This is a genomic window from Streptomyces sp. NBC_01216, from assembly GCF_035994945.1.
GTDB lineage: Bacteria > Actinomycetota > Actinomycetes > Streptomycetales > Streptomycetaceae > Streptomyces.
The window spans coordinates 941420-961202 of the sequence record NZ_CP108677.1; the positions used below are offsets into that span (position 1 = coordinate 941420).

Sequence of the window (19783 nt, forward strand, 5' to 3'; positions counted from 1 at the left end):
GTACGGGCCGGGTACCCGGAAGCGGATCCGGTCGCTGCGGCGCTCGACATCACAGGCTGGTCGAGTGACCGCCGCCGTCGCGCGCCGCATCCGACCGGGTCCACTGCGGACTCCCGGTGCCGCTGACCCCTGAGCGGCTCCTCGAACCGCGGAGAAGACGTCGGCCGGTCCCTCGGGGACGAAGGCGCCACGGTCGGCCCTCCCCCGCCGGCGGGATGCCCGTCGCGGGTCAGAGGCCCGGCCGAAAGCGGAGCGGGTGTGCCTCTGGTACCTCCACGACGACGATCCGCACCCCGTCCGGGTCCGCGATCCACATCTCGACGAGGCCCCAGGGTTCGGTGACCGGTTCCCGGAGGACGACGACGTCCTCGCCGCGCAGTTCCTCGCGCGCCGCGCGCACGTCGTCGACCTGGAGCCAGAGCCGGAGCTCCGGCGTGGGCGGCGGCGCGGCGGCGCGCCCGGAGACCTCGAGGAAGCCGCCGCCCAGGAAGTAGACGGTGCCCCGCTCGGCGCCGGTGCCGAACTCGCGGTACACGGCGAGCCCGAGCGTCTCGCCGTAGAAGCGCCGGGAGCGCTCGGGGTCGGCCGGCCGCAGCAGGATCCGGCTGCTCAGTACGTGCATCCCGGTAGCGTACGACCATGAGACTGACGATTCTCGGAGGCGGCGGTTTCCGGGTGCCCCTGGTGTACGGAGCGCTGCTCGGCGACCGCGCCGAAGGGCGGGTCACCCGTGTCACGCTCCACGACCTCGACTCCGGCAGGCTCGCGGCGATCTCCCGGGTCCTCGCCGAGCAGGGCGAGGGGGTGCGGGACGCCCCGGAGGTGGTGGCGACCACCGATCTGGACGAAGCCCTGCGCGGAGCCGACTTCGTCTTCTCGGCGATCCGCGTCGGCGGGCTGGAAGGCCGGGCGGCGGACGAGCGGATCGCGCTCGCCGAGGGCGTGCTCGGGCAGGAGACCGTCGGGGCGGGCGGTGTCGCCTACGGGCTGCGGACGGTGCCGGTCGCGACCCACATCGCACGGCGGATCGCCGCGGTGGCGCCCGGCGCCTGGGTCATCAACTTCACCAATCCGGCCGGTCTGGTGACCGAGGCCATGTCGCGCGTCCTGGGCGACCGGGTCGTCGGCATCTGTGACTCCCCGGTGGGTCTGGGCCGCCGGGTCGCCCGGCTGCTGGGCGCGGACCCGGACGAGGCGTGGATCGACTACGTGGGACTCAACCACCTGGGCTGGCTGCGGGGCCTGCGCGTCGGGGGGCGGGACGAACTGCCCCGGCTCCTCGGGGACGAGCGGGCGCTCGGCTCCTTCGAGGAGGGCAGGCTCTTCGGCCCGGAATGGCTCCGCTCCCTGGGCGCGATCCCCAACGAGTACCTGCACTACTACTACTTCAACCGCGAGGCCGTGCGGGCGTACCGGCAGGCCGAACGGACGCGGGGCGCCTATCTGCGGGACCAGCAGGCGGGCTTCTACCGGGAGGCGGGCGAGCCCGGCACGGGGGCGCTGGCGGCCTGGCGGTGCACGCTGGCCGAGCGCGAGGCGACGTACATGGCGGCGAACCGGAAGGCCGCGGGTGTCGGGGAGCGCGCCGAGGAGGACCTGGAGTCCGGAGGGTACGAGAAGGTCGCCCTGGCGCTGATGCGGGCCGTCGCCCGCAACGAACGCGCCACGCTGATCCTCAACGTCCTCAATCGCGGCACGCTTTCGGTGCTGGACGACGACGCGGTCGTCGAGGTGCCCTGCTTCGTGGACGCGACGGGAGCCCACCCCGTGACGGTGGCTCCGCTGCCGTACCACGCGGTGGGTCTGGTGACGGCGGTCAAGGGCGTGGAACGCGAGGTCCTGGCGGCGGCGGAGAGCGGATCACGGGCGACGGCCGTCAAGGCCCTCGCGCTGCATCCGCTGGTCGACTCGGTGTCCGTGGCCCGCAGGCTGCTGGACGGCTACACCGCCGAGCATCCGGGTCTTGCCTATCTGCGAAGCTGACGTGGACGGCCGACGTCGGCCGACGGACGTCTTTACGAGGCTCGGGACACGCCATACGCTCGCGCCCCATGACCTCATGTGGCTTGGGTATCCGGCGCGCGCGAGGGGTGGTCGCCAGACTCCTCGCGGGCTGTCTGCTGGCCGTGGGGCTGGTGGGAGCCGGGCCCGCGGTCGTCGCCGCCCCGGCGGTCACCGACGCCGCCACCGTGGTCCCCCTCCAGAACACCGGCCCCGCCGCACAGCGGTTCAACCTGGTCGTCATGGGCGACGGGTACACGGCCGAGGAGATGCCGGTGTTCCGCGCCGACGTCGAAAGACATCTGAACGTGCTGTGGAGTGTGGAGCCGTTCGCCTCGTACCGCTCGTACGTCAACGTCTGGGCGGTGGAGGTCGCGTCCCGCGAGTCCGGCGTCGACTGTGATCCGGGGCTGGACGCGCCGCGTCGCGACACCGCCCTGGGCATGGGCTTCTGGGGCGGCTGCGACCCGGGCAGCGTGCGCCGGCTGCTCACCGTGGACGGCCGGCTCGCTGGCGACCTCGCCGATCTCGTCCCCGGGACGAACGCCGCGAACCGGCAGATCGTCGCCCTGGCGCACAGCGACACCTACGGCGGCGCGGGCGGAAGGTACGCCACCGCCTCGGGCGGGAACGCCCTGTCGTCCCTCATCACCCCGCATGAGATCGGACATTCGCTCGGTGGGCTGCAGGACGAGTACGACTACTACGCGCGGGGCGTGCCGGGAGAGAGCTACGCGGGTCCCGAACCGTCCTCCGCGCATCACACGCTGCTGAGCGAGGAGGAGATGCGGGCGCGGGGGGCCAAGTGGTGGCGCTGGCTCGGTGAGGAGAGCGCCTCGGGCGGGATCATCGGCCGCCACGAGGGCGGGATGTACAGCACCCGGGGTGTCTGGCGGCCGAGCCGGCACTCGCTGATGAAGACCCTCGGCTACGCCTTCGACCAGGTGGAGCGGGAGGTGATGGTCCAGGCGATCTCGGCGAGGGTGGATCTGGTCCAGGGCCACACGGACGACTCGGCTCCGTTGGGGACCGACCGGACCGTCTGGGTGGACACCCTGCATCCCGTGGGCGGTGAGCTCTCGGTGCGGTGGCGGCTCGACGGACGGCCGCTGGCCACCCGCAACGCCCGGAGTGTGGATCTGCGGCGTCTGCGCCTCTCCCCCGGCGACCACACGCTCACCGTGACGGTGAGCGACCCGACGCCGTTCGTGCGCGATCCGGCGGTGCGCGCCTCGACGGCGCTGACCCGTACCGTGACCTGGACGGTGAACCCCTCCCGGACGACGCCCCGGGAGAAGGTCCCGGCCGCCTTCACCGGCCACACCCCGAGCGGGAACCCGGTCGGCGCGCGATCCGTGGTGTACGCCGACACCACCCATCCGACGGACCGCGTGCTCACGGTGCGCTGGAGTCTCGACGGCCGTCCCCTCGCGAATCCGGGAAACGACCGTGACCTCGACCTGCGTTCGCTGCGCCTCGCGCCGGGTACGCACACCCTGACGGCCCGTGTCCCGGGCGTCCGGGGCGCGTTGCGGTGGACGGTGGACGCCCGCCCGGCGACGGCCGGGTACGCGTTGTCGGAGCCACTGCGGACCGTGCGCCGGCCGGGGCGGCCCGTGGAGTACGTCTACGACGGGCCGTTCACGATGCGGCTGACGGCGCGCGACGACCACCCGGGGTCCGTGGTGCGTCAGTTCCGGGTGGACGGCGACGGGTGGTACACCTACTACGGCTGGCCCACGGACGCCGACGCGCCCTTCCGCTTCTCGCCGAGCGGCACGCTCATCGACGGTCTGGTCTACGGCAAGCTGGGACGGAGCCGGGCCGTGCCGTGGGATGACGCGGCACCGGACTACGGCACCCACACGGTGGAGTACCGGACCGTCGACGCGGCGGGCAACGTGAGCGCCCCGTCCGCCTTCCGGGTCACGCTGGTGAAGCCGGCCTCCTGAGAGCCTGTCGAAGGGAGAGGCCCGCCGCCCCTCACGGTCCGCGGGCCTCTCCCGTCACGGGGCGGGCGGAGGGACGGTCAGAGCTTGCGCCCGACCGCGGCCCAGCCCGGGATCGGGTCGTCGCCGGCGACCGGAACGGGCTCGCCCAGTTCCGGATGCCACTCCGCGGTGAGGGAGACGCCGGGCTCGACGAACTCCATGCCCTCGAAGAAGGCGGCCAGTTCGTCGCGCGAGCGGGGTCGCAGAGTCAGTCCCCTCGCCCGGTACATGCCGGCGGCCTTCGCCGCGCCCTCCGGATCGAAGTCCCCGGTGACGTGGGAGAGCACGAGGTAGCTGCCGGGTGCGAGCTTCTCCACCAGCTTGGCGACCAGCTCGTAGGCTCCGTCCTCGTCCCCCACGAAGTGCAGCAGAGCGAGCATCGAGAGGGCGATTGGCTGGTCGAAATCAAGGACCTTTCCGGCCCTTTCGAGGATCATCTCAGGCTCGCGGGCGTCCGCCTGGATGTACTCCGTGGCCCCCGCGGGGGTCGAGCGCAGCAGGGCGGCCGCGTGCGCGAGCACGATCGGGTCGTTGTCGCAGTAGACGATCCGCGAGTCGGGCGCGACCTGCTGGGCGATCTGGTGCAGGTTGGGCTCGGTCGGGATGCCGGTGCCGACGTCGAGGTACTGCCGTACGCCGTGGGCGCTGAGCCAGCGGATCGCGCGGTGCATGAAGGCCCGGTTCACCCGGGCCATGTCCCTGCCCCGGGCGTCGACGGTCAGGAGCTGCCTGGCCATCTCCTCGTCGACCGGGTAGTTGTCCTTGCCCCCCAGGAACCAGTCGTACATCCGCGCGGGATGCGGCTTGCTGGTGTCGATCCTTGCGGCTGCGGGGTCCTGGGTCATCGGGGCTCCTGGTCGGCGGAGAGAACTACTGGCACTGCAGCAAGAGTTACGCGACGAGCGGGGTGTGACGGAAGAGGTCAGGTGAGCAGGAAATCTGCCTGACCTGATTTCGCCCCCTGGATGAAGGCGGCGATCTCGCCATGGGTGTAGATGAGCGCCGGTCCCTCGGGGTCTGCGGACTGTCGCACGGCGACTCTGCCGTCGGCCAGCTTCATGGCCTCCACGCAGTTGCCCCCGTTCCCGCCGCTCCATGGCTTGTGCCATCCCTCGACACCGAGATCCGCGGCGGGCATGCCGTTGTATACGCGATCCATTCACAGCTCCTCGCGGAGATTCCTGAGAATCTCCTTCGTGCGTTGCGCAGTCGCGGCCTGCGCCGCCATGCGGTCCATGACCTCGAGGTGGGAGGCCACCTCCGGGCGCGCGTCGAGATAGACCGCGCCGGTCAGGTACTCGCTGTAGACCATGTCCGGGAGTTCGGGCATGGCGAAGCGGAAGAGGACGAACGGTCCGTAGGTGCCGGGGTGGTGGCCGGACGCGAACTCCGCGATCTGCAGGGTGACGTTCGGCAGCTCGGACGCTTCGAGCAGCCGGTCGAGCTGGTCGCGCATCACCTCGGGCCCGTCGCCGACCGGTCGGCGGAACACCGTCTCATCCATGATCACCCAGAACTTCGGGGCGTCGTCCCTGGTCAGCAGGGACTGGCGCTCCATCCGCAGGGCTACATGCCGTTCGGTGTCCTCGTCGTTCTCGGCATTCCTGCCGCCGACCGCCCCGCTGCGCAGAATGGCGCGGGCGTATCCCTCGGTCTGGAGCAGGCCGGGGACGAACTGCGGTTCGTAGGCCCGGATGAGGGCGGCGGCCCCCTCCAGGCTGACGTACATGGAGAACCAGGCGGGCAGCACGTCATGGAAGCGCTGCCACCAGCCGGGAAGGTTGGCCTCCTCGGCGAGGGCGACGAATCCCTCGGCCTCGGAGTCGGTGATCCCGTATTCCTTGAGCAGGAGTTGCACGTAGGGGATCTTCAGCGCGACTTCCGCGGTCTCCATGCGCCGGATGGTGGCCGGAGCGACACGGAGGACCTTGGCGGCCTCCTCCCGCTTCAGGCCGGCCCGCTCGCGGAGATCCTGCAGACGCTTGCCGAGAACGACCTGTCCCACTGTGGGGGCGGACCGCGGCTCGCTCACTCTCAGACCTCCCCGACGCGCTGTTTCGACCGAGTGTGCCATGAACAGCGCCAGAGAGAACACAGCACTCTGGAATTTTCAGAGTGCCACTTGCCAAGTGTCTCCGTCGGGAGCACAGTATTCCGGTGAACCAGTACGTGCTGCTGTCGTGCTCCGTCACGGCCGTCGCGATGTACGGCACTGCTTACCCACTGTTGTGAGGAACCGGTCGTGGCTTCTGGTAACGCGCTCCCCCCAGGTCTCATGGGCCCCCGCGTCATGACCCAGCGCCCGCATCCCGTCTCCAGCCGGCGTTTCACCTTCGAGCTCCCGGCCAGCACGGAATCGGTCTCCCGGGCCCGCAGGCTGGCCGAGGAACGCCTGATCCTCTGGGGTTGTGACCCCGGGATACGCGACACGGTGATGTTGATCGTCTCCGAGCTGGTGACCAACGCCGTCGTCCACACCGCGAGCAGCCATGTCATCTGCGAACTGCGCGAAGGGGAGGAGCAGCTGCGGATAGCGGTACGGGACGAGGGAGGCGAGGGCGACCCGCGGGTACGCGACTGCGGCGAGGACGAACGGGGCCGGGGACTACTCCTGGTCGACGACCTGTGCAGCGCCTGGGGCGCCGACCGCACCGGCCACGGCACGGCCAGGGTCGTCTGGGCGGAACTCGCCCACGGCATGGGGGCCCCGTGCTGAGGACGATGGCGACCCTGCTGTCGTCCAGGGCCCGCGGCCCCGCGGGCTCCGAGTCGACCCGCCTGATCGTGCCCACCGGCCTGAGTACCGCGCTCGGCTGCGACGCCGTCGGCGTGCCCGCGCGGCACGGATTCCGCGTCCTGTCCCGCCTGCCCGCCAAGGGCTGCGTCTACGCGGACACGGACTGGTGGTGGTGGCTCGTCCCGGCGGGCTCCGACCTGGACCTGGCCTGGCCGCTGCCGGCCTGCTACGCCCCGGGCGCCGAGATCCCCGACCGGCGGCCCCGCCTGATCCACCGGCCCGACGGCACCTCGCCGTACACCCCACCGATCCCGCTCTACCTGCTGACCTGCCAGCTCACCGGGATCACCCCGTCCTGGAGCCTGCCGCCGGTACGCAGCGCGCTGTAGCGGACACGCGGAGCGATTCCGCACCCTCGGAAGGCGGCGTAGGGTCGGGACATGTTCACCCCCCAGGGCCCGACCCTCCGTGAGCTGACCGTCCAGGCGTTGTCCTCGGTGGAGCACGGCTACGACCTGCTCGCGGCGAAGTTCGACCGGACGCCCTTCCGTACCTCGGCGCGCCTGCTGGACGCCGTGACGGACACCCTGCGTCCGCTCGGGCCCTTCGGGACGGGACTGGACGTGTGCTGCGGTACCGGGGCCGGCCTGTCGGTACTGGAGCCCCTGTGCACCGGCCGGATCACCGGCGTCGACTTCAGCGCGGGCATGCTGGCCGAGGCCCGCCGGGCCCGTCCGGAGGCCGGACTGGTCCGGGCGGACGCCCTGGCGCTCCCGTTCACGGCGGCCTTCGACCTGGCGGTCAGCTTCGGCGCCTTCGGACATTTCCTCCCCCGGGAGCAGACCCGGCTCTTCGCCCGGGTCCACACCGCGCTGCGGCCGGGCGGCACCTTCGCCTTCCCCCTGCCGGCGCCTCCGCGCGTCGGCTCGCGTCCGTACTGGACCCTGATGGGCTTCGACGGCGTGATGCGGGTACGGAACATGGTCCGGCGGCCACCCTTCGTGATGTACTACCGGACCTTCCGGCTGGCGGACGTACGGAGGCGCCTGGAGACGGCGGGCTTCGCGGTGGAGACGCTCCCCGCCCGGACCCTCGGCGTCCGTGAGGACGGCGCTCCCCGGTGCCGGGTGGTGGTGGCGCGGAAGGCCCCGGGCCCGACCGGAGCGGCCTGACCGGGCGGGCGGTACGGGGTCTCAGCTCAGACGCGACGGGGAGAGCGCGTCCTGGACCAGCAGCCGGGGGCTGCCGCCGCCGTCGGCCGGGACGGTCCACACGTCGTGGCCGTCGGGTTTGCCCTCGGCCGGCAGGGCGTAGGCGACGGTACGGTCGTCGAGCCACAGCGCCTGGTCGTCGACGCTGCGGCGCTCGGCGAGCGGCGTCGAATCGAGGGTGCGCAGGTCGAGCACGTGTTCCCGCCAGAGCGAGGCGCGTCCCAGGACCCGCTTCTTGTAGGCGATCCGGGTGCCGTCCGGGGAGAGCGAGGGGCACTCCACGTTCTCCGTGAGGCTGGTGACCGTGCGCCGCGTGAGGGAGCCGCGCACGAGATAGGTCTGCTCGCCGGTACTCAGCGTGGCGTAGAACGTGTCGTCGTCGGCTGCGAAGGTGACCCCCCAGAAGTTGACGTCCGCCGCACGGTAGGGCCGGCCGTTCAGCTCGACGGAGAACTCCTCGAGGCTGGGCACCAGCGTCCCGCCGCGGGTGTCCAGGATCGCGGTGCGGGTACTGAAGAAGGCGGCGCCGTATGACTCGCCGTTGACGAAGACGGTCCAGGCGATCAGGTGGCCGCTGGGCGAGACCCGGGCGCGGCTGGGGACGCCGGCGAGCGGATAGGTCCTCACGGTCCGCAGCCGCGCGTCGAGGACCCGGGCGCGGTACTTCTGCTGGGCCACGCCGGTGGCGGACTCGAGGCAGATGCCGGTGCCCGCGGCCGTGTGGAAGCGCAGGCAGCTGACGCCGGAGGCGGTCCGCGGGGCACCGGCCGGATCGGTCGACGGGACGGTGACGATCTCGTCCCGGTGCGGGCCGGTGGCCGTGTTGCGGAAGACCAGCCGCTCGGCCTGACCGAGCGTCACCTTGCCCTCGGTGACGACCGGTCCGCCTGCCCGGGGCTCGTTCCGCCGGTCGGCCTCACCGGCGGCCCGCAGGACCGACCAGGCGCCGACACCCCCCAGAAGCACGACGGCGAGGGCCAGGATCAGCAAGCGGCGCTGGGGTGTCAGGGTCATCGGGTCTCTCCGGTCGGCCGCAGGGCGACCCCGGCGACGGTGGCGCAGCACAACAGTCCCAGGGCTGCGGCGGCCAGCGCCGGGCCGTCGCCCCACGCGGTCCACGCGGCCCCGAAGGCGAGCGAGCAGCAGAGGCGGGCCAGGGCCTGGCCGGTACCGACCAGAGCGAGGCCGCTGGCGCGCAGCCGTTCGGGCACGGCGGCGGCGACGGCGGCGGGAAGTACCCCGTCGGTGGCGGCGTAGAAGGAGCCGTGGAGCAGCAGGACCAGGTACGGCAGGGCGGGCGTCGACGGCGCCCAGAGGAGGAGGGCGTAGGCGAGGAGAAGGGCCGCGTGGCCGCCCAGGAAGACGGTGCGCCGGCCGATGCGGTCGGCGAGGCGGCCGAGGGGCATGGCGAGCAGCAGGAAGACGGCGGCGGTGCCGAGCGGCAGCAGGGGGAACCACTGCTCGCCGATCCCGGTGCGGCGCTGCACGAGGAGGTAGAGGAAGGCGTCGCTGACGGTGGTGAGGCCGAGGAGGACGGCACAGGCGGACAGGGCGCGGAGCCGCCGCGAGCGCAGCAGTCCGAGGGCGGCCCGCAGGTCGGTGCGTGGAATGCCGGGGGCGGCCGGGGCGGCGCCTGGGATCGCGGGTTCCTCGCTCCGGCGGGTGGCCGGGACGCCGGGGGCCGGAGTCATCTCCCGGGCGGGCGGCACCTCCTGGGCCGGGGAGGGAGCGGAGGGCGGGGTGCGTCCGGGGGCCGGGGAGGGGCCGTGGGCGGCACCGGGTCGCGGGGCGCCGGTCGCCGCAGGGCCCTGCCGGCCCGGCACGAACAGCACCAGGACCAGGACCCCGAGCGCCGCGACACAGCCGCTGACGGCGAAGACCGCGTCGTAGCCGCCGACGGCCACGCCCAGGATGAGGAAGGCCAGGACCGGTCCGAGCAGCGCGCCGGTGGTGTCCATCGCCCGGTGCACGCCGAAGACGCGGCCCTGCCGTTCGGGCGGGGCGGACAGCGAGATCATCGCGTCGCGCGGGGCGGTGCGCAGCCCCTTTCCGATGCGGTCCATGGTGAGGGCCGCGCCGAGCGCGCCGAGGTCGGCCGCCAGCAGCAGGGGCTTGCCCAGGGCGGACAGGCCATAGCCGATTCCGGCGATCAGCTTGTGGTTGCGTACGCGGTCGGCGAGATGCCCGCCGGTCAGCTGGACCAGGGCGCTGACACCGTTCTGGAGACCGTCCAGCACGCCGAAGCCCAACGGGCTGAGCCCGAGCCCCACGACGAGGTAGAGCGGCAGGACGGCGGTGACCATCTCGGTGGACACGTCGGTGACCAGGCTGACGGTGCCGAGGGCCAGCACGGTCGGGGGTACCGCCCGGAGCGGACCCCGTCGTCGTATGCCGTCGGGCGTGGCGGGCGACTCCCCGGAGGTCTCGGGGGCCTCGCGGGGGGTCGGACGATCGGCCAGATACACAGTCGAGAACTCCAGCCGCGGTGATGCCGACGTGGTCGGACCGCTCTCTTCGAGCGGGCGGGGCCCCACTCTATCCGCTGCGCGGGTGCCGGACCGGTGGTTCGCGTGCGGCATACCGACTGCTTGGCACCAATTCTTCGAAAGGCCTCATCATCACCGTGTTGGGAGCCTATCTTGCGGTTGTACGCTGCGAGTTGAGCACAGCACCTGCTGTGCGCTGGGGGTGTTCGTGGGGGGTTTACCGGCAGTGGGCCGGGGTGTTCGCGCTCCGTGGCCGACTGTCCTGTCCGGCGTGCCCGAGTCCGGGCGGCCGACGGCGCACAACGCCGAGCGCGGGCCCACGTCCGCCGGTCCCGACGGCCCGTCGCCGACCCACGGACGATCACGCGCCGCGTCCTTTCCGCAGAAGTGCTCTTCCGCAGCAACACCTCGTCCAACAGCAAGCAGATCCGGGGCGGTTCGCCCGCCCCGGGACCGACCCGAGGGGGGTGGGTGTGTCAGCTCGTCATGGCTCGGACACGCACAGACCGGGCGATCCCGCCAACACACCTGACAGTTCACGGATGCGGGCGCTGGCCGGCACCGACCCGGCGCTTCACGGTCTCGCGGCGCGCCTGCTCGACCTGGCCGAGACCGGCCTGCCGTCGATGCTGCTGCCGGCGGGCGACGGCTTCGTCTTCACCAGAGTGGGCACGGCCGCGGGGGACGGTTCGTGGTCGCTGGAGCAGCGGGGCACCAGCCTCCGATACGCGGCCATCACCGCACTGGGGGTGCGTCAGCTCCCCCTCGACCGCCAGCGCGCGGTCCTCGGCGGGCACAGCGCGGAGGAGTTCACCGGGCTGCTGATCCAGCGGCTGCCCGCGGTGACCAATCTCGGTGACGCGGCGCTGGTGGCCTGGGCCGCGGCCGAGACCGGCCACCTCAAGCTGTCGGACGCCCTGGATCGGGTCGCCGCGCTGGACGCCGACGACCGGCCGCGGTACACGGTGGAAGCCGCGTGGGTGCTGTCGGCACTGGCCGCGGCACGCCCGACGCTGGACGTCGAGAAGCGTCTGGCCGCGGCCCGCGACCGCCTGCTGCGGGCGCGGACCGACGGCAGTCCGCTGTTCCCGCACGCCACCGGACCTGGGCTCAACCCCTGGTACCGCTCGCACATCGGCTGTTTCGCCGACCAGACCTACCCGCTCCAGGCGCTGGCGCGGGCGCACGCGAGCGGCGACGATCCGGAGGCGCTGGCCGCCGCCGACGCGTGCGCCGCCCGGATCTGCGCCCTCCAGGGCGAAGGCGGGCAGTGGTGGTGGCACTACGACGCGCCCCGGGGCGAGGTCGTCGAGGGCTACCCGGTGTACAGCGTGCACCAGCACGCGATGGCGCCCACCGCCCTGCTCGACCTGGCCGAGGCGGGGGGCACCGACCACGGCGCGGCCGTCCGGCGGGGCCTGCGGTGGATGACCGAGGTCCCGGAACTCGGCCCCGACGGGGAGACGCTGATCCTCGACGAGCTCGGCGTCACCTGGCGCAAGGTCTACCGCGGCGATCCGAAGAAGGCGGTTCGGGCGGCTCGCGGCCTCAGTACCCGGGTGGCCCCGGGTCTTAGACTCCGGCCGCTGGAACGGGTGTTCCGTCCCGCGTCGGTGGACCGCGAGTGCCGGCCCTACGAGTTCGGCTGGATGCTGTACGCGTGGCTGGGAGGTCTCCCGGCATGACACAGCGACAGACCCTGTTCGGGGTCGAGATGGACGCCCTGACCATGGACGAGACCCTGGGGCGCTGCCTGACCGCGGTGCGCGAGGGGCGGCGGCTCGAAGTCGGCGTGGTCAACGCGGCGAAGCTCGTGAAGATGCGCCGGGACCCGGCGCTCGCCCGTGCGGTGACCGGCTGCGACCTGGTCCTGGCCGACGGGCAGGCCGTGGTGTGGGCGGGGCGGCTGCTGCGCCGTCCGCTGCCCGAACGCGTCGCGGGCATCGACCTGTTCATGCGCCTGCTCGCCGAGGCCGAGACCGCGGGCTTGTCCGTGTACTTCCTCGGTGCCCGGCAGGAGGTGCTGGAGCGGATGCTGCGCGAGGTGGCCGCGCGCTTTCCCGCGCTGCGCGTCGCCGGCAGCCGTCACGGCTACTTCGACGACGCCGAGCAGCCCGGGATCGCCGACGCCGTGGCCGAGAGCGGCGCCCAGCTGCTCTTCCTCGGCATGACCTCGCCCAAGAAGGAGATCTTCGTCGCCGGGTACGGCGAGCGCAGCGGTGTCTCGCTCGTCCACGGGGTGGGCGGCTCCTTCGACATCCTGGCCGGGGTGACCCGCCGGGCGCCCGAACGGTGGCAGCGGCTGGGACTCGAGTGGTGCTACCGCGCGCTGCAGGAGCCGCGCCGGCTGGGCAGGCGCTACCTCACCACCAATGCCTCCTTCGTCCTCATGACGGCACGGGAACTGTTGCGTCCCACCCCGTCGATCCGTACCGCCAGCAGGGAGTCGTGATGCGCGTCGTCGTGGTTGGACAGGGATACGTCGGGCTGCCGCTGGCCATCAGGGCCGCGGAGGTCGGACATCAGGTGATCGGGTACGACGTGGACGCGGAGCGGGTGAAGAGCCTGGCCGCGGGCGAGTCGTACGTCGAGGACGTGTCCTCGGAGCGCATCCGGGCGGCGACGGACGCCGGTACGTACCGGCCGACCGACTCGGCCCGGGACTGCGGCGGCTTCGACGTCGCCGTGGTGACCGTGCCGACCCCGCTGCACGAGGGCGCGCCGGACCTCCGCTACATCGAGGAGTCGGCCCGGACACTGGCGCGGTACCTGCGCCCCGGGGCGACGGTGGTCCTGGAGTCGACCACGTATCCGGGCACCACCCAGGAGTTGTTCGCGCCGCTGCTCGAGGAGGGCTCGGGGCTGGTCGCGGGGGCGGACTTCCACCTCGGATACAGCCCCGAGCGCATCGACCCGGGCAACCCGGTCTGGGGCTTCGAGGAGACTCCGAAGGTCGTCTCCGGGGTGGACGACGCGTCGCTGAAGGCTGTCCAGGACTTCTACGGGCAGCTCGTGGAGACCACCGTGCCGGTCGGCTCGCCGAAGGAGGCCGAGCTGGCGAAGCTGCTGGAGAACACCTTCCGGCACGTGAACATCGCGCTGGTCAACGAGATAGCGATGTTCGCCCGTCATCTCGACATCGACGTGTGGCAGGCGATCGACGCCGCGTCCAGCAAACCCTTCGGCTTCATGCGGTTCACTCCCGGTCCGGGCGTCGGCGGCCACTGCCTGCCGATCGACCCGTCGTACCTGTCCTGGCGGGTGCAGCGCGAACTCGGGCAGAGCTTCCGTTTCGTGGAGCTGGCCAACGACATCAACAACCACATGCCCGAGTACGTCACCCGGCGGCTGATCCACGCGTTCAACGCCCGCCGCCGGGCGGTCAACGGCTCGCGCGTCCTGCTGCTGGGCCTGGCGTACAAGAAGAACACCGGCGACGCGCGGGAGTCGCCCGCGCTGCGCATCTCGCAGCTGCTCCTCGACATGGGTGCCGAGGTCCGTGCGGCGGACCCGCACGTCGTGGAGGGCCACCGGGTGGACCCGCGGCTGGTCAGGACCGAACTGACCAAGGACGAGCTGGAGTCGGCGGACGCCGTCGTGCTGCTGACCGACCACGACGCCTTCGACTACACGCTGGTCGAACAGCACGCCCCGTTCGTGCTGGACACCCGGCGGCGGTTGACCGGACCCAGGATCGAGGTGCTCTGAGAGCATGATGCGCATCGTCTGCGTCGCGGGGGCGCGGCCCAACTACATGAAGATCAAACCGGTGATGGACGCCCTGGAGCGGCGAGGCGCCGAGGTGGTACTGGTGCACACCGGGCAGCACTACGACCCGGCCATGAACGACGTCTTCTTCGAGGACCTCGGCATCCGTCCGCCCGATCACTTCCTCGGGGTCGGCTCCGGCAGCCACGCCGCCCAGACCGGGCGGGTGATGGAGTCGTTCGAACCGCTGCTGGAGCGGTTGTCCCCCGCTGTGGTGGTCGTCGTAGGGGACGTCAACTCCACCCTGGCGTGTGCTCTGGTGACGGCGAAGGGCGGGCCGCTGCTCGCCCATGTGGAGGCCGGTCTGCGCAGTCGCGACTGGTCGATGCCGGAGGAGGTCAACCGGGTCGCCACGGACCGGCTGAGCGACTATCTGCTGGCCCCCTCGCCCGACGCGGTGGACAACCTGCGCGCCGAGGGCTACCGGGAGGACCAGATCCACCTGGTCGGCAACGTCATGATCGACTCGCTGCTGGCGAACCGGGACCGGGCCGCGCGCTCGGACGTGCTGGAGCGGCACGGGCTGACCGTCGGCGGATACGGTCTGGTCACCCTGCACCGGCCGGCCAACGTGGACGACCCGCGGGTCCTGGCCGGCCTGCTCAAGGCGCTCGGGGAGGTCGCCGGGCACTGCCCGCTCGTGCTGCCCGTGCATCCGCGGGCGGCGGACCGGCTGAACGAACTCGGTGTGCCCGGTGGCATCCGGCTCGTCCCGCCCGCCGGGTACCTCGACTTCATCGCGCTCCAGGCGTCCGCCCGGATCGTGCTGACGGACTCGGGCGGCGTGCAGGAGGAGACCACCGCCCTGGGCGTGCCGTGTGTGACGCTCCGGGACAACACGGAACGCCCGATCACGGTCGAGGAGGGCACCAACGTACTCGCGGGCCGTGATCCGGAGCGGATCGTGTCCACGGCCGTCCGGCTGCTCGACGACCCGCCCGCGCCCCGTCGCCCCGCCCTCTGGGACGGCGGCGCGGGCGAGCGCATCGCCTCGGTCCTCCTGGACGGGGGAACGGCGCAGGGCCGTCCGCGGCCCACCGACCACGGGTGATCGAAGGACTGGTGATCGAGAACTGTTCTCGTGGGGTCCGGATCCCGCCTATCCTCGTCTCCGGTACGGCTGTTGCCGTCCGGAGGCGAGTCGCCACAGCAGCCGACGCCCGGGGCGCGACAGTCAGAGAAAGGGCGCAAGGGGGAACGCCATGGACCTCGCGGAGATCTTTCGGGTCATCTGCCGACGCTGGTATGTCCTGTTGCCCGGACTGCTGTTGACGGCCGCCGTCACCACCGGTGCCGGCCTGACGGTACCGACCTCGTACGAATCGCAGAGCACGGTGGCGCTGCTGAACTCCAAGCGGGGGACGGCCGCCGACGGCAATCCGTACCTGAGCATGGTGCCGGCGCTCACCGGCATGGCCGACAGCCTGGCCCGCAACCTCAACTCCGATGCCTCGGTGGCGGATCTGAAGGAACGGGGCGTCACCTCCCCCTACGAGGCGAAGATCGCGGACAACGCACAGGGGCCGTTGCTGTGGCTGACCGTGTCCGGCGAGGACGCGGACGAGGTGCTCCAGGCGAACCAGACGCTCATGGAGTACGCGGCGGAGCGCCTGAAGGACCTCCAGGCGGACCAGGCGGTGCCGGCGGAGTCGATGATAAGGATGACGACCATCGTGCCTCCGCAGCGTCCGGAGGCACAGCTCAAGAGCAAGATCCAGAATCTGGTGATGGCCGGAGCGCTGGGGCTCGTCCTCAGCCTGGTGGCCTGCTTCTTCGTCGAGGCGCGTCGCCGGTCCGCCTCGCCCGCGGGCCGCCGGGGCCGCCCGCGGGGCACCGGCGGGGAAGGCGGGGAGGAGACCGGGGGCCACCCCGGCGAGGACGCCGCGGTGACCGGCCTCCCGGGCGCGGGTGCCTCCGGTACCGGCCGGCACGGCTCCGAGGGAGCCGGCGCCGAGGGACCGCTGGACGACCGGCAGCTCGACCAGCCGACCGTGCAGTTGCCGCTCCTCCCGACGTCCGAGCGGGCCCCGGCCAAGCGTCCACCGTCCTGGGTGAAGTGAGCCCCACCCGTCACGACCCGTTCGACGAGGAGTCCTCGCATGGACACGGCTCCGACCACCGGGACCGAGAGCGCTCCGGCGTCACTGGGCACGAAGGTCCGCTCGGCCGCCCGGTGGAGCCTGATCAACACCATGGTGATGCGTCTGGGCAACTTCGCCACCGGCATCATCCTGGCGCGTTTCGTCCTGGACCCCGCGGCCTGGGGCGTGTACGGGGTGGCCCAGACCGTCCTGATGGTCCTGCTGGCGGCGAACGAACTCGGCGTCACCCTCGCCGTCGTGCGCTGGGACGGCGACGTCCGTTCCTTCGCACCGACGGTGCTCACCCTCAGCACCATCTCCAGTGGCCTGCTGTACACGGCACTGTTCGCGGCGGCGCCGGCCGTGGCCACACTGCTCGGCTCCCCCGAGGCGTCCGGCGTACTGCGGGTGATGTGCGTCTGCCTGGTGCTGGACGGCCTGTCCCAGGTCCCGGCCGGTGTCCTCACCCGTGAGTTCGCCCAGGGCAAGCGGATGGTCATCGACGCCCTCAACTTCGCCCTCAGCACCTCGGTGACGCTGTTCCTGGCTCTGCAGGGCTGGGGGGCGATGAGCTTCGCCTGTGGTGCCGTGGCGGGCAACGTGGTGGCACTGGCGGGCTGCGCCCTGGCCGCCCCCGGCTATCTGCGCTTCGGCTGGAACCCCGCCCAGGCACGGGCCCTGCTCCGTTTCGGACTCCCCCTCGCCGGGGCGAGCATGCTGTCCCTGGCGGTCGTCAACGCCGACGCCATGGTCGTCGGCGCCACCCTGGGCAACGTCTCCCTCGGGTTCTACATGCTGGCCTTCAACATGGCCGGCTGGCCCGTCCGGGTGATCTCCGAGGCGGCGCGGCGCGTCTCCTTCGCCGGCTTCTCCCGCCTGGCCGGCTCGCCCAAGGCCCTCTCCGAGGGCTTCGGCCGCGCGCTCGCGATCCTGGTCACCTGCACGGTCCCGGCCTGTGTGCTGCTCGGCGCGCTCGCCGGGCCGGCCGTAGGGCTCCTGTACGGCGCCAAGTGGCTGCCCGCGGCCGAGGCACTGCCGTTCCTGATGGCCCTCGGTCTGGCCCGGATCGCCGCCGAGCTGACCTACGACTGTCTGGTCGCCGTCGGCAGACGCCGTTCCCTCGTCCTCATCCAGGCGCTGTGGCTGGTGACGCTGGTACCGGTGCTCGTCTTCGCGGCGAGGACCGGAGGAATCGCCTCGGTCGCCGCCGGACATGTGCTGGTCGCCGGCGTCGTCGTGCTCCCCGCCTTCGTCGTCGCGCTGCGCCGCGGCGGGATCGCCACCCGGTCGCTGGCCCGCGCCTGCGCCTGGCCGGTGCTCGGCGGAGTGGTGATGGCCGCGGTGGTCGTCCTGCTCCGGCAGCGCCTGGGCGAGGGGTTCCTCGCCCTGTGCGCCACGAGTGTCATCGGACTCGTGTGCTACGCGGTGTGCGTGCTGCCCAGCCGCAGACTGGTGCGGGGTTCGCTCCCCCGGAGCCGCCGGAGCCGGGGGGAGGGCGAGGGTGTCCCGACCGCGCCTCCCGCCGTCCCCGCCGTTCCGGCACAGGACAAGCCGGCCACACCGGCTCACGAACGATGAGGTGAGTTCCCTGGCCCGAACCGGCCGCCGCAGACTCCTCGGAGGACTGCTGCTGACCTTCGTCCTCCTCTTCGCCCTGGTGACCTGCGCGGGGGTCGGCGGCAAGGCGATCTGCCTGGGGGGTGCCGCGCTCTGCGACTCCCGCGCGATCGCCTCCCCCGGCACGGCCTCCACCGCACCGCCCCCGTCGGCCGAGCCGCGTACGCCGGTGCTGCCGCCGGCCACCTCGGCCACCGCGCCCGAGTCACCGAGCGCCCCGGGCACGCCTCCCGCCACGTCGAGCAGGCCACCCGCCCGCTCGGACAAGCCGCCCGCGGCGAAGGGCTGCTCGCACCCGCGCGCCTGCGGCTACCCCGACGCGAGCACCACGGGGCCGCGGATCGCCCTCACCCCGCAGAGCACCGGAAACGTGTCCATCCGCACCGACGGCACCGTCATCAAGGGCTGGGACATCACGGGCTCGCTCGACATCTACGCGAACGACGTGACCGTGATCGACAGCCGTGTCACTTCCACGAACTGGTGGGGGATCAACCTGCGCCCCGGCTACTCCGGGCTGCGGATCCTGCACAGCGTGATCCGCGCCGTCCCCGGCAAGGGCCCGAACAACGGCGGCTCCGACTACGCCGTGTCGAACATGGGGACCAGTTCGATCGAGGTCGGCTGGTGCGACGTCTCGGTGTTCGGCGACGCCCTGTCCATGGGCCAGGGCAATCTGCACGACAACTACGTGCACGACATCCGCCCGTTCAAGAACCTCGACGGGGAGTGGCAGCACACCAACGCGGTGATCTCCAACGGCGGGGGCAAGGGCAAGCTGATCATCCGTCACAACACGCTGATCAACGCGACGCCCGTGGACAGCGGCGCCTCGGCGAGCATCGGTCTCTTCGCCGACACCGCGCCGGTCACCCACACAGTCGTCGACGACAACTGGCTGGCCGGCGGGGCGTACTCGTTGTACGCGGGCGGCGAGGGCTCAGAGGGGATCGAGGTGACCGACAACGTCTTCTCCCCGGAACTCCACCCCAAGGGCGGCGCGTACGGCCCGGTCGCCTACTGGCACGCGGCCGGCAGCGGAAACCTGTGGCGTGGCAACCGTATGGCGGACGGCACCCCGGTGGTGCCGGAGCCTTCCTGAGGGCATCCGATCACCTGATAAATCCCCACTTCCCGGCTACCGTTGACCGAGACGTCCCCGTAGGCCCGAAACCCCAGGTGGTTGATGCGATGCCGCTCACCCGTGCTCTCCGCAACCGATTCGTCGACGCGCCCGACTCACTCGGCGAACGGTTCCGCGCGGCCCGCTGGGAGCGGTTCCGGTGCTGCTTCCCCCGCATCGCCGACCTGCGCGTGGTGGACCTGGGCGGGACGGCGGACAACTGGCTGCGATCGCCTATGCGCCCCAAGCACGTCCATCTGGTGAACCTGGAGGAGCACCCCGCCGAGCTGCCCGAGTGGATCACCGCCGAGATCGCCGACGTCACCGACCCGTCGGTCCCGGCCGCCCTGGGCGAGTTCGACCTGGTGGTGTCCAACTCCACGATCGAGCACGTGGGCGGTCACGCGCAGCGCCGTCGCTTCGTCGCGGCGATCGAGGCGCTCGCCCCGCTGCACTGGGTACAGACGCCGTACCGCTACTTCCCCGTGGAGCCGCACTTCCTGGCACCCGGCTTCCAGTTCCTCCCGCTGGCCGCCCAGGCCAGGCTGGTGCGCCACTGGCCGCTCACCCACAGCCGCCCCGGCAGCCCGGAGGAGGGTATGGACGCGGTGATCAACATCGAACTGCTCACCCGGGCCGAGATGCGCTACCTCTTCCCGCACTCCGTGATCCTCAGCGAGCGGGTGGCCGGACTCACCAAGTCCCTCACGGCCGTCCGCACGGAGGCGTTCGCCGGCCGGTGAACCCGGCCGGGACGGGAGGGACACC

General features: G+C 72.0%; 19 protein-coding genes. 13 read left to right on the forward strand and 6 right to left on the reverse strand.

Features of this window, described 5'->3' with window-relative positions; all coding sequences use genetic code 11:
- Window positions 1-229 precede the first annotated feature (229 nt).
- Window positions 230-622 (reverse strand): VOC family protein, encoded by a 393-nt coding sequence (locus OG393_RS04140; protein WP_327373190.1) that lies wholly within the window; start codon window positions 620-622, stop codon window positions 230-232.
- Between the two features lie 17 nt (window positions 623-639).
- On the opposite strand from OG393_RS04140, the gene OG393_RS04145 reads away from it, so the two are divergent.
- Entirely contained in the window at window positions 640-1983 is a 1344-nt protein-coding gene (locus tag OG393_RS04145; protein ID WP_327373191.1) for a 6-phospho-beta-glucosidase, read from the forward strand.
- Window positions 1984-2051: 68 nt separating this feature from the next.
- On the forward strand, window positions 2052-3953 hold the full coding sequence (locus tag OG393_RS04150; RefSeq protein ID WP_327373192.1) for a M64 family metallopeptidase: 1902 nt from the start codon (window positions 2052-2054) through the stop codon (window positions 3951-3953).
- A gap of 77 nt (window positions 3954-4030) precedes the next feature.
- Here the strand turns inward: OG393_RS04150 and OG393_RS04155 are convergent, their stop codons facing one another.
- The 3 genes from OG393_RS04155 to OG393_RS04165 all read right to left on the reverse strand — a co-directional run bounded on the left by OG393_RS04155 (window position 4031) and on the right by OG393_RS04165 (window position 6024).
- On the reverse strand, window positions 4031-4837 hold the full coding sequence (locus tag OG393_RS04155) for an SAM-dependent methyltransferase (protein ID WP_327373193.1): 807 nt from the start codon (window positions 4835-4837) through the stop codon (window positions 4031-4033).
- A 77-nt stretch (window positions 4838-4914) separates the two neighbouring features.
- Complete coding sequence (locus OG393_RS04160) at window positions 4915-5151, reverse strand: DUF397 domain-containing protein (RefSeq protein ID WP_327373194.1); 237 nt, start codon at window positions 5149-5151, stop codon at window positions 4915-4917.
- Window positions 5152-6024, reverse strand: a complete 873-nt coding sequence (locus OG393_RS04165; protein WP_327373195.1) for a helix-turn-helix domain-containing protein — start codon at window positions 6022-6024, stop codon at window positions 5152-5154.
- A 210-nt stretch (window positions 6025-6234) separates the two neighbouring features.
- Here OG393_RS04165 and OG393_RS04170 point away from each other — a divergent pair, with 210 nt between their 5' ends.
- The 3 genes from OG393_RS04170 to OG393_RS04180 are packed head-to-tail and all read left to right on the forward strand — an operon-like array spanning window position 6235 to window position 7901.
- Window positions 6235-6708, forward strand: a complete 474-nt coding sequence (locus tag OG393_RS04170) for an ATP-binding protein (RefSeq protein ID WP_442817255.1) — start codon at window positions 6235-6237, stop codon at window positions 6706-6708.
- A 5-nt stretch (window positions 6709-6713) separates the two neighbouring features.
- Window positions 6714-7118, forward strand: coding sequence for a hypothetical protein (locus OG393_RS04175; protein ID WP_327378301.1), 405 nt, complete (start codon window positions 6714-6716; stop codon window positions 7116-7118).
- Window positions 7119-7169: 51 nt separating this feature from the next.
- Window positions 7170-7901, forward strand: coding sequence for a class I SAM-dependent DNA methyltransferase (locus tag OG393_RS04180; RefSeq protein ID WP_327373196.1), 732 nt, complete (start codon window positions 7170-7172; stop codon window positions 7899-7901).
- Between the two features lie 21 nt (window positions 7902-7922).
- On the opposite strand, the gene OG393_RS04185 is transcribed toward OG393_RS04180, so the two are convergent.
- Together OG393_RS04185 and OG393_RS04190 are read right to left on the reverse strand one after the other, a co-directional pair.
- Window positions 7923-8948, reverse strand: coding sequence for a TolB family protein (locus OG393_RS04185; RefSeq protein WP_327378302.1), 1026 nt, complete (start codon window positions 8946-8948; stop codon window positions 7923-7925).
- A 2-nt stretch (window positions 8949-8950) separates the two neighbouring features.
- Complete coding sequence (locus OG393_RS04190; RefSeq protein ID WP_442817256.1) at window positions 8951-10405, reverse strand: MFS transporter; 1455 nt, start codon at window positions 10403-10405, stop codon at window positions 8951-8953.
- Window positions 10406-10968: 563 nt separating this feature from the next.
- Between OG393_RS04190 and OG393_RS04195 the strand changes: the two genes are divergently transcribed.
- From OG393_RS04195 to OG393_RS04230, 8 genes are all read left to right on the forward strand, one after another.
- Complete coding sequence (locus tag OG393_RS04195; RefSeq protein WP_327373197.1) at window positions 10969-12111, forward strand: hypothetical protein; 1143 nt, start codon at window positions 10969-10971, stop codon at window positions 12109-12111.
- Complete coding sequence (locus OG393_RS04200) at window positions 12108-12878, forward strand: WecB/TagA/CpsF family glycosyltransferase (RefSeq protein WP_327373198.1); 771 nt, start codon at window positions 12108-12110, stop codon at window positions 12876-12878. Before OG393_RS04195 ends, OG393_RS04200 begins: the two co-directional genes overlap by 4 nt.
- The gene (locus OG393_RS04205; protein ID WP_327373199.1) at window positions 12878-14134 is read left to right on the forward strand and encodes a nucleotide sugar dehydrogenase; all 1257 of its coding nucleotides are present in this window, start codon (window positions 12878-12880) and stop codon (window positions 14132-14134) included. Before OG393_RS04200 ends, OG393_RS04205 begins: the two co-directional genes overlap by 1 nt.
- 4 nt (window positions 14135-14138) lie before the next feature.
- Window positions 14139-15245 carry a non-hydrolyzing UDP-N-acetylglucosamine 2-epimerase gene (wecB, locus tag OG393_RS04210; RefSeq protein ID WP_327373201.1) on the forward strand — a complete coding sequence of 369 codons (1107 nt, stop codon included), beginning with the start codon at window positions 14139-14141 and terminating at the stop codon, window positions 15243-15245.
- Window positions 15246-15396: 151 nt separating this feature from the next.
- Window positions 15397-16254, forward strand: coding sequence for a chain length determinant protein (locus tag OG393_RS04215; RefSeq protein ID WP_327373202.1), 858 nt, complete (start codon window positions 15397-15399; stop codon window positions 16252-16254).
- Between the two features lie 39 nt (window positions 16255-16293).
- The gene (locus OG393_RS04220) at window positions 16294-17853 is read left to right on the forward strand and encodes an oligosaccharide flippase family protein (RefSeq protein ID WP_327373203.1); all 1560 of its coding nucleotides are present in this window, start codon (window positions 16294-16296) and stop codon (window positions 17851-17853) included.
- 1 nt (window position 17854) lies between these two features.
- A complete protein-coding gene (locus tag OG393_RS04225) occupies window positions 17855-18994 on the forward strand; it encodes a hypothetical protein (RefSeq protein WP_327373204.1) in 1140 nt (379 codons plus the stop codon).
- Window positions 18995-19083: 89 nt separating this feature from the next.
- The gene (locus OG393_RS04230) at window positions 19084-19758 is read left to right on the forward strand and encodes a class I SAM-dependent methyltransferase (protein WP_327373205.1); all 675 of its coding nucleotides are present in this window, start codon (window positions 19084-19086) and stop codon (window positions 19756-19758) included.
- The last annotated feature ends 25 nt before the right edge of the window (window positions 19759-19783 follow it).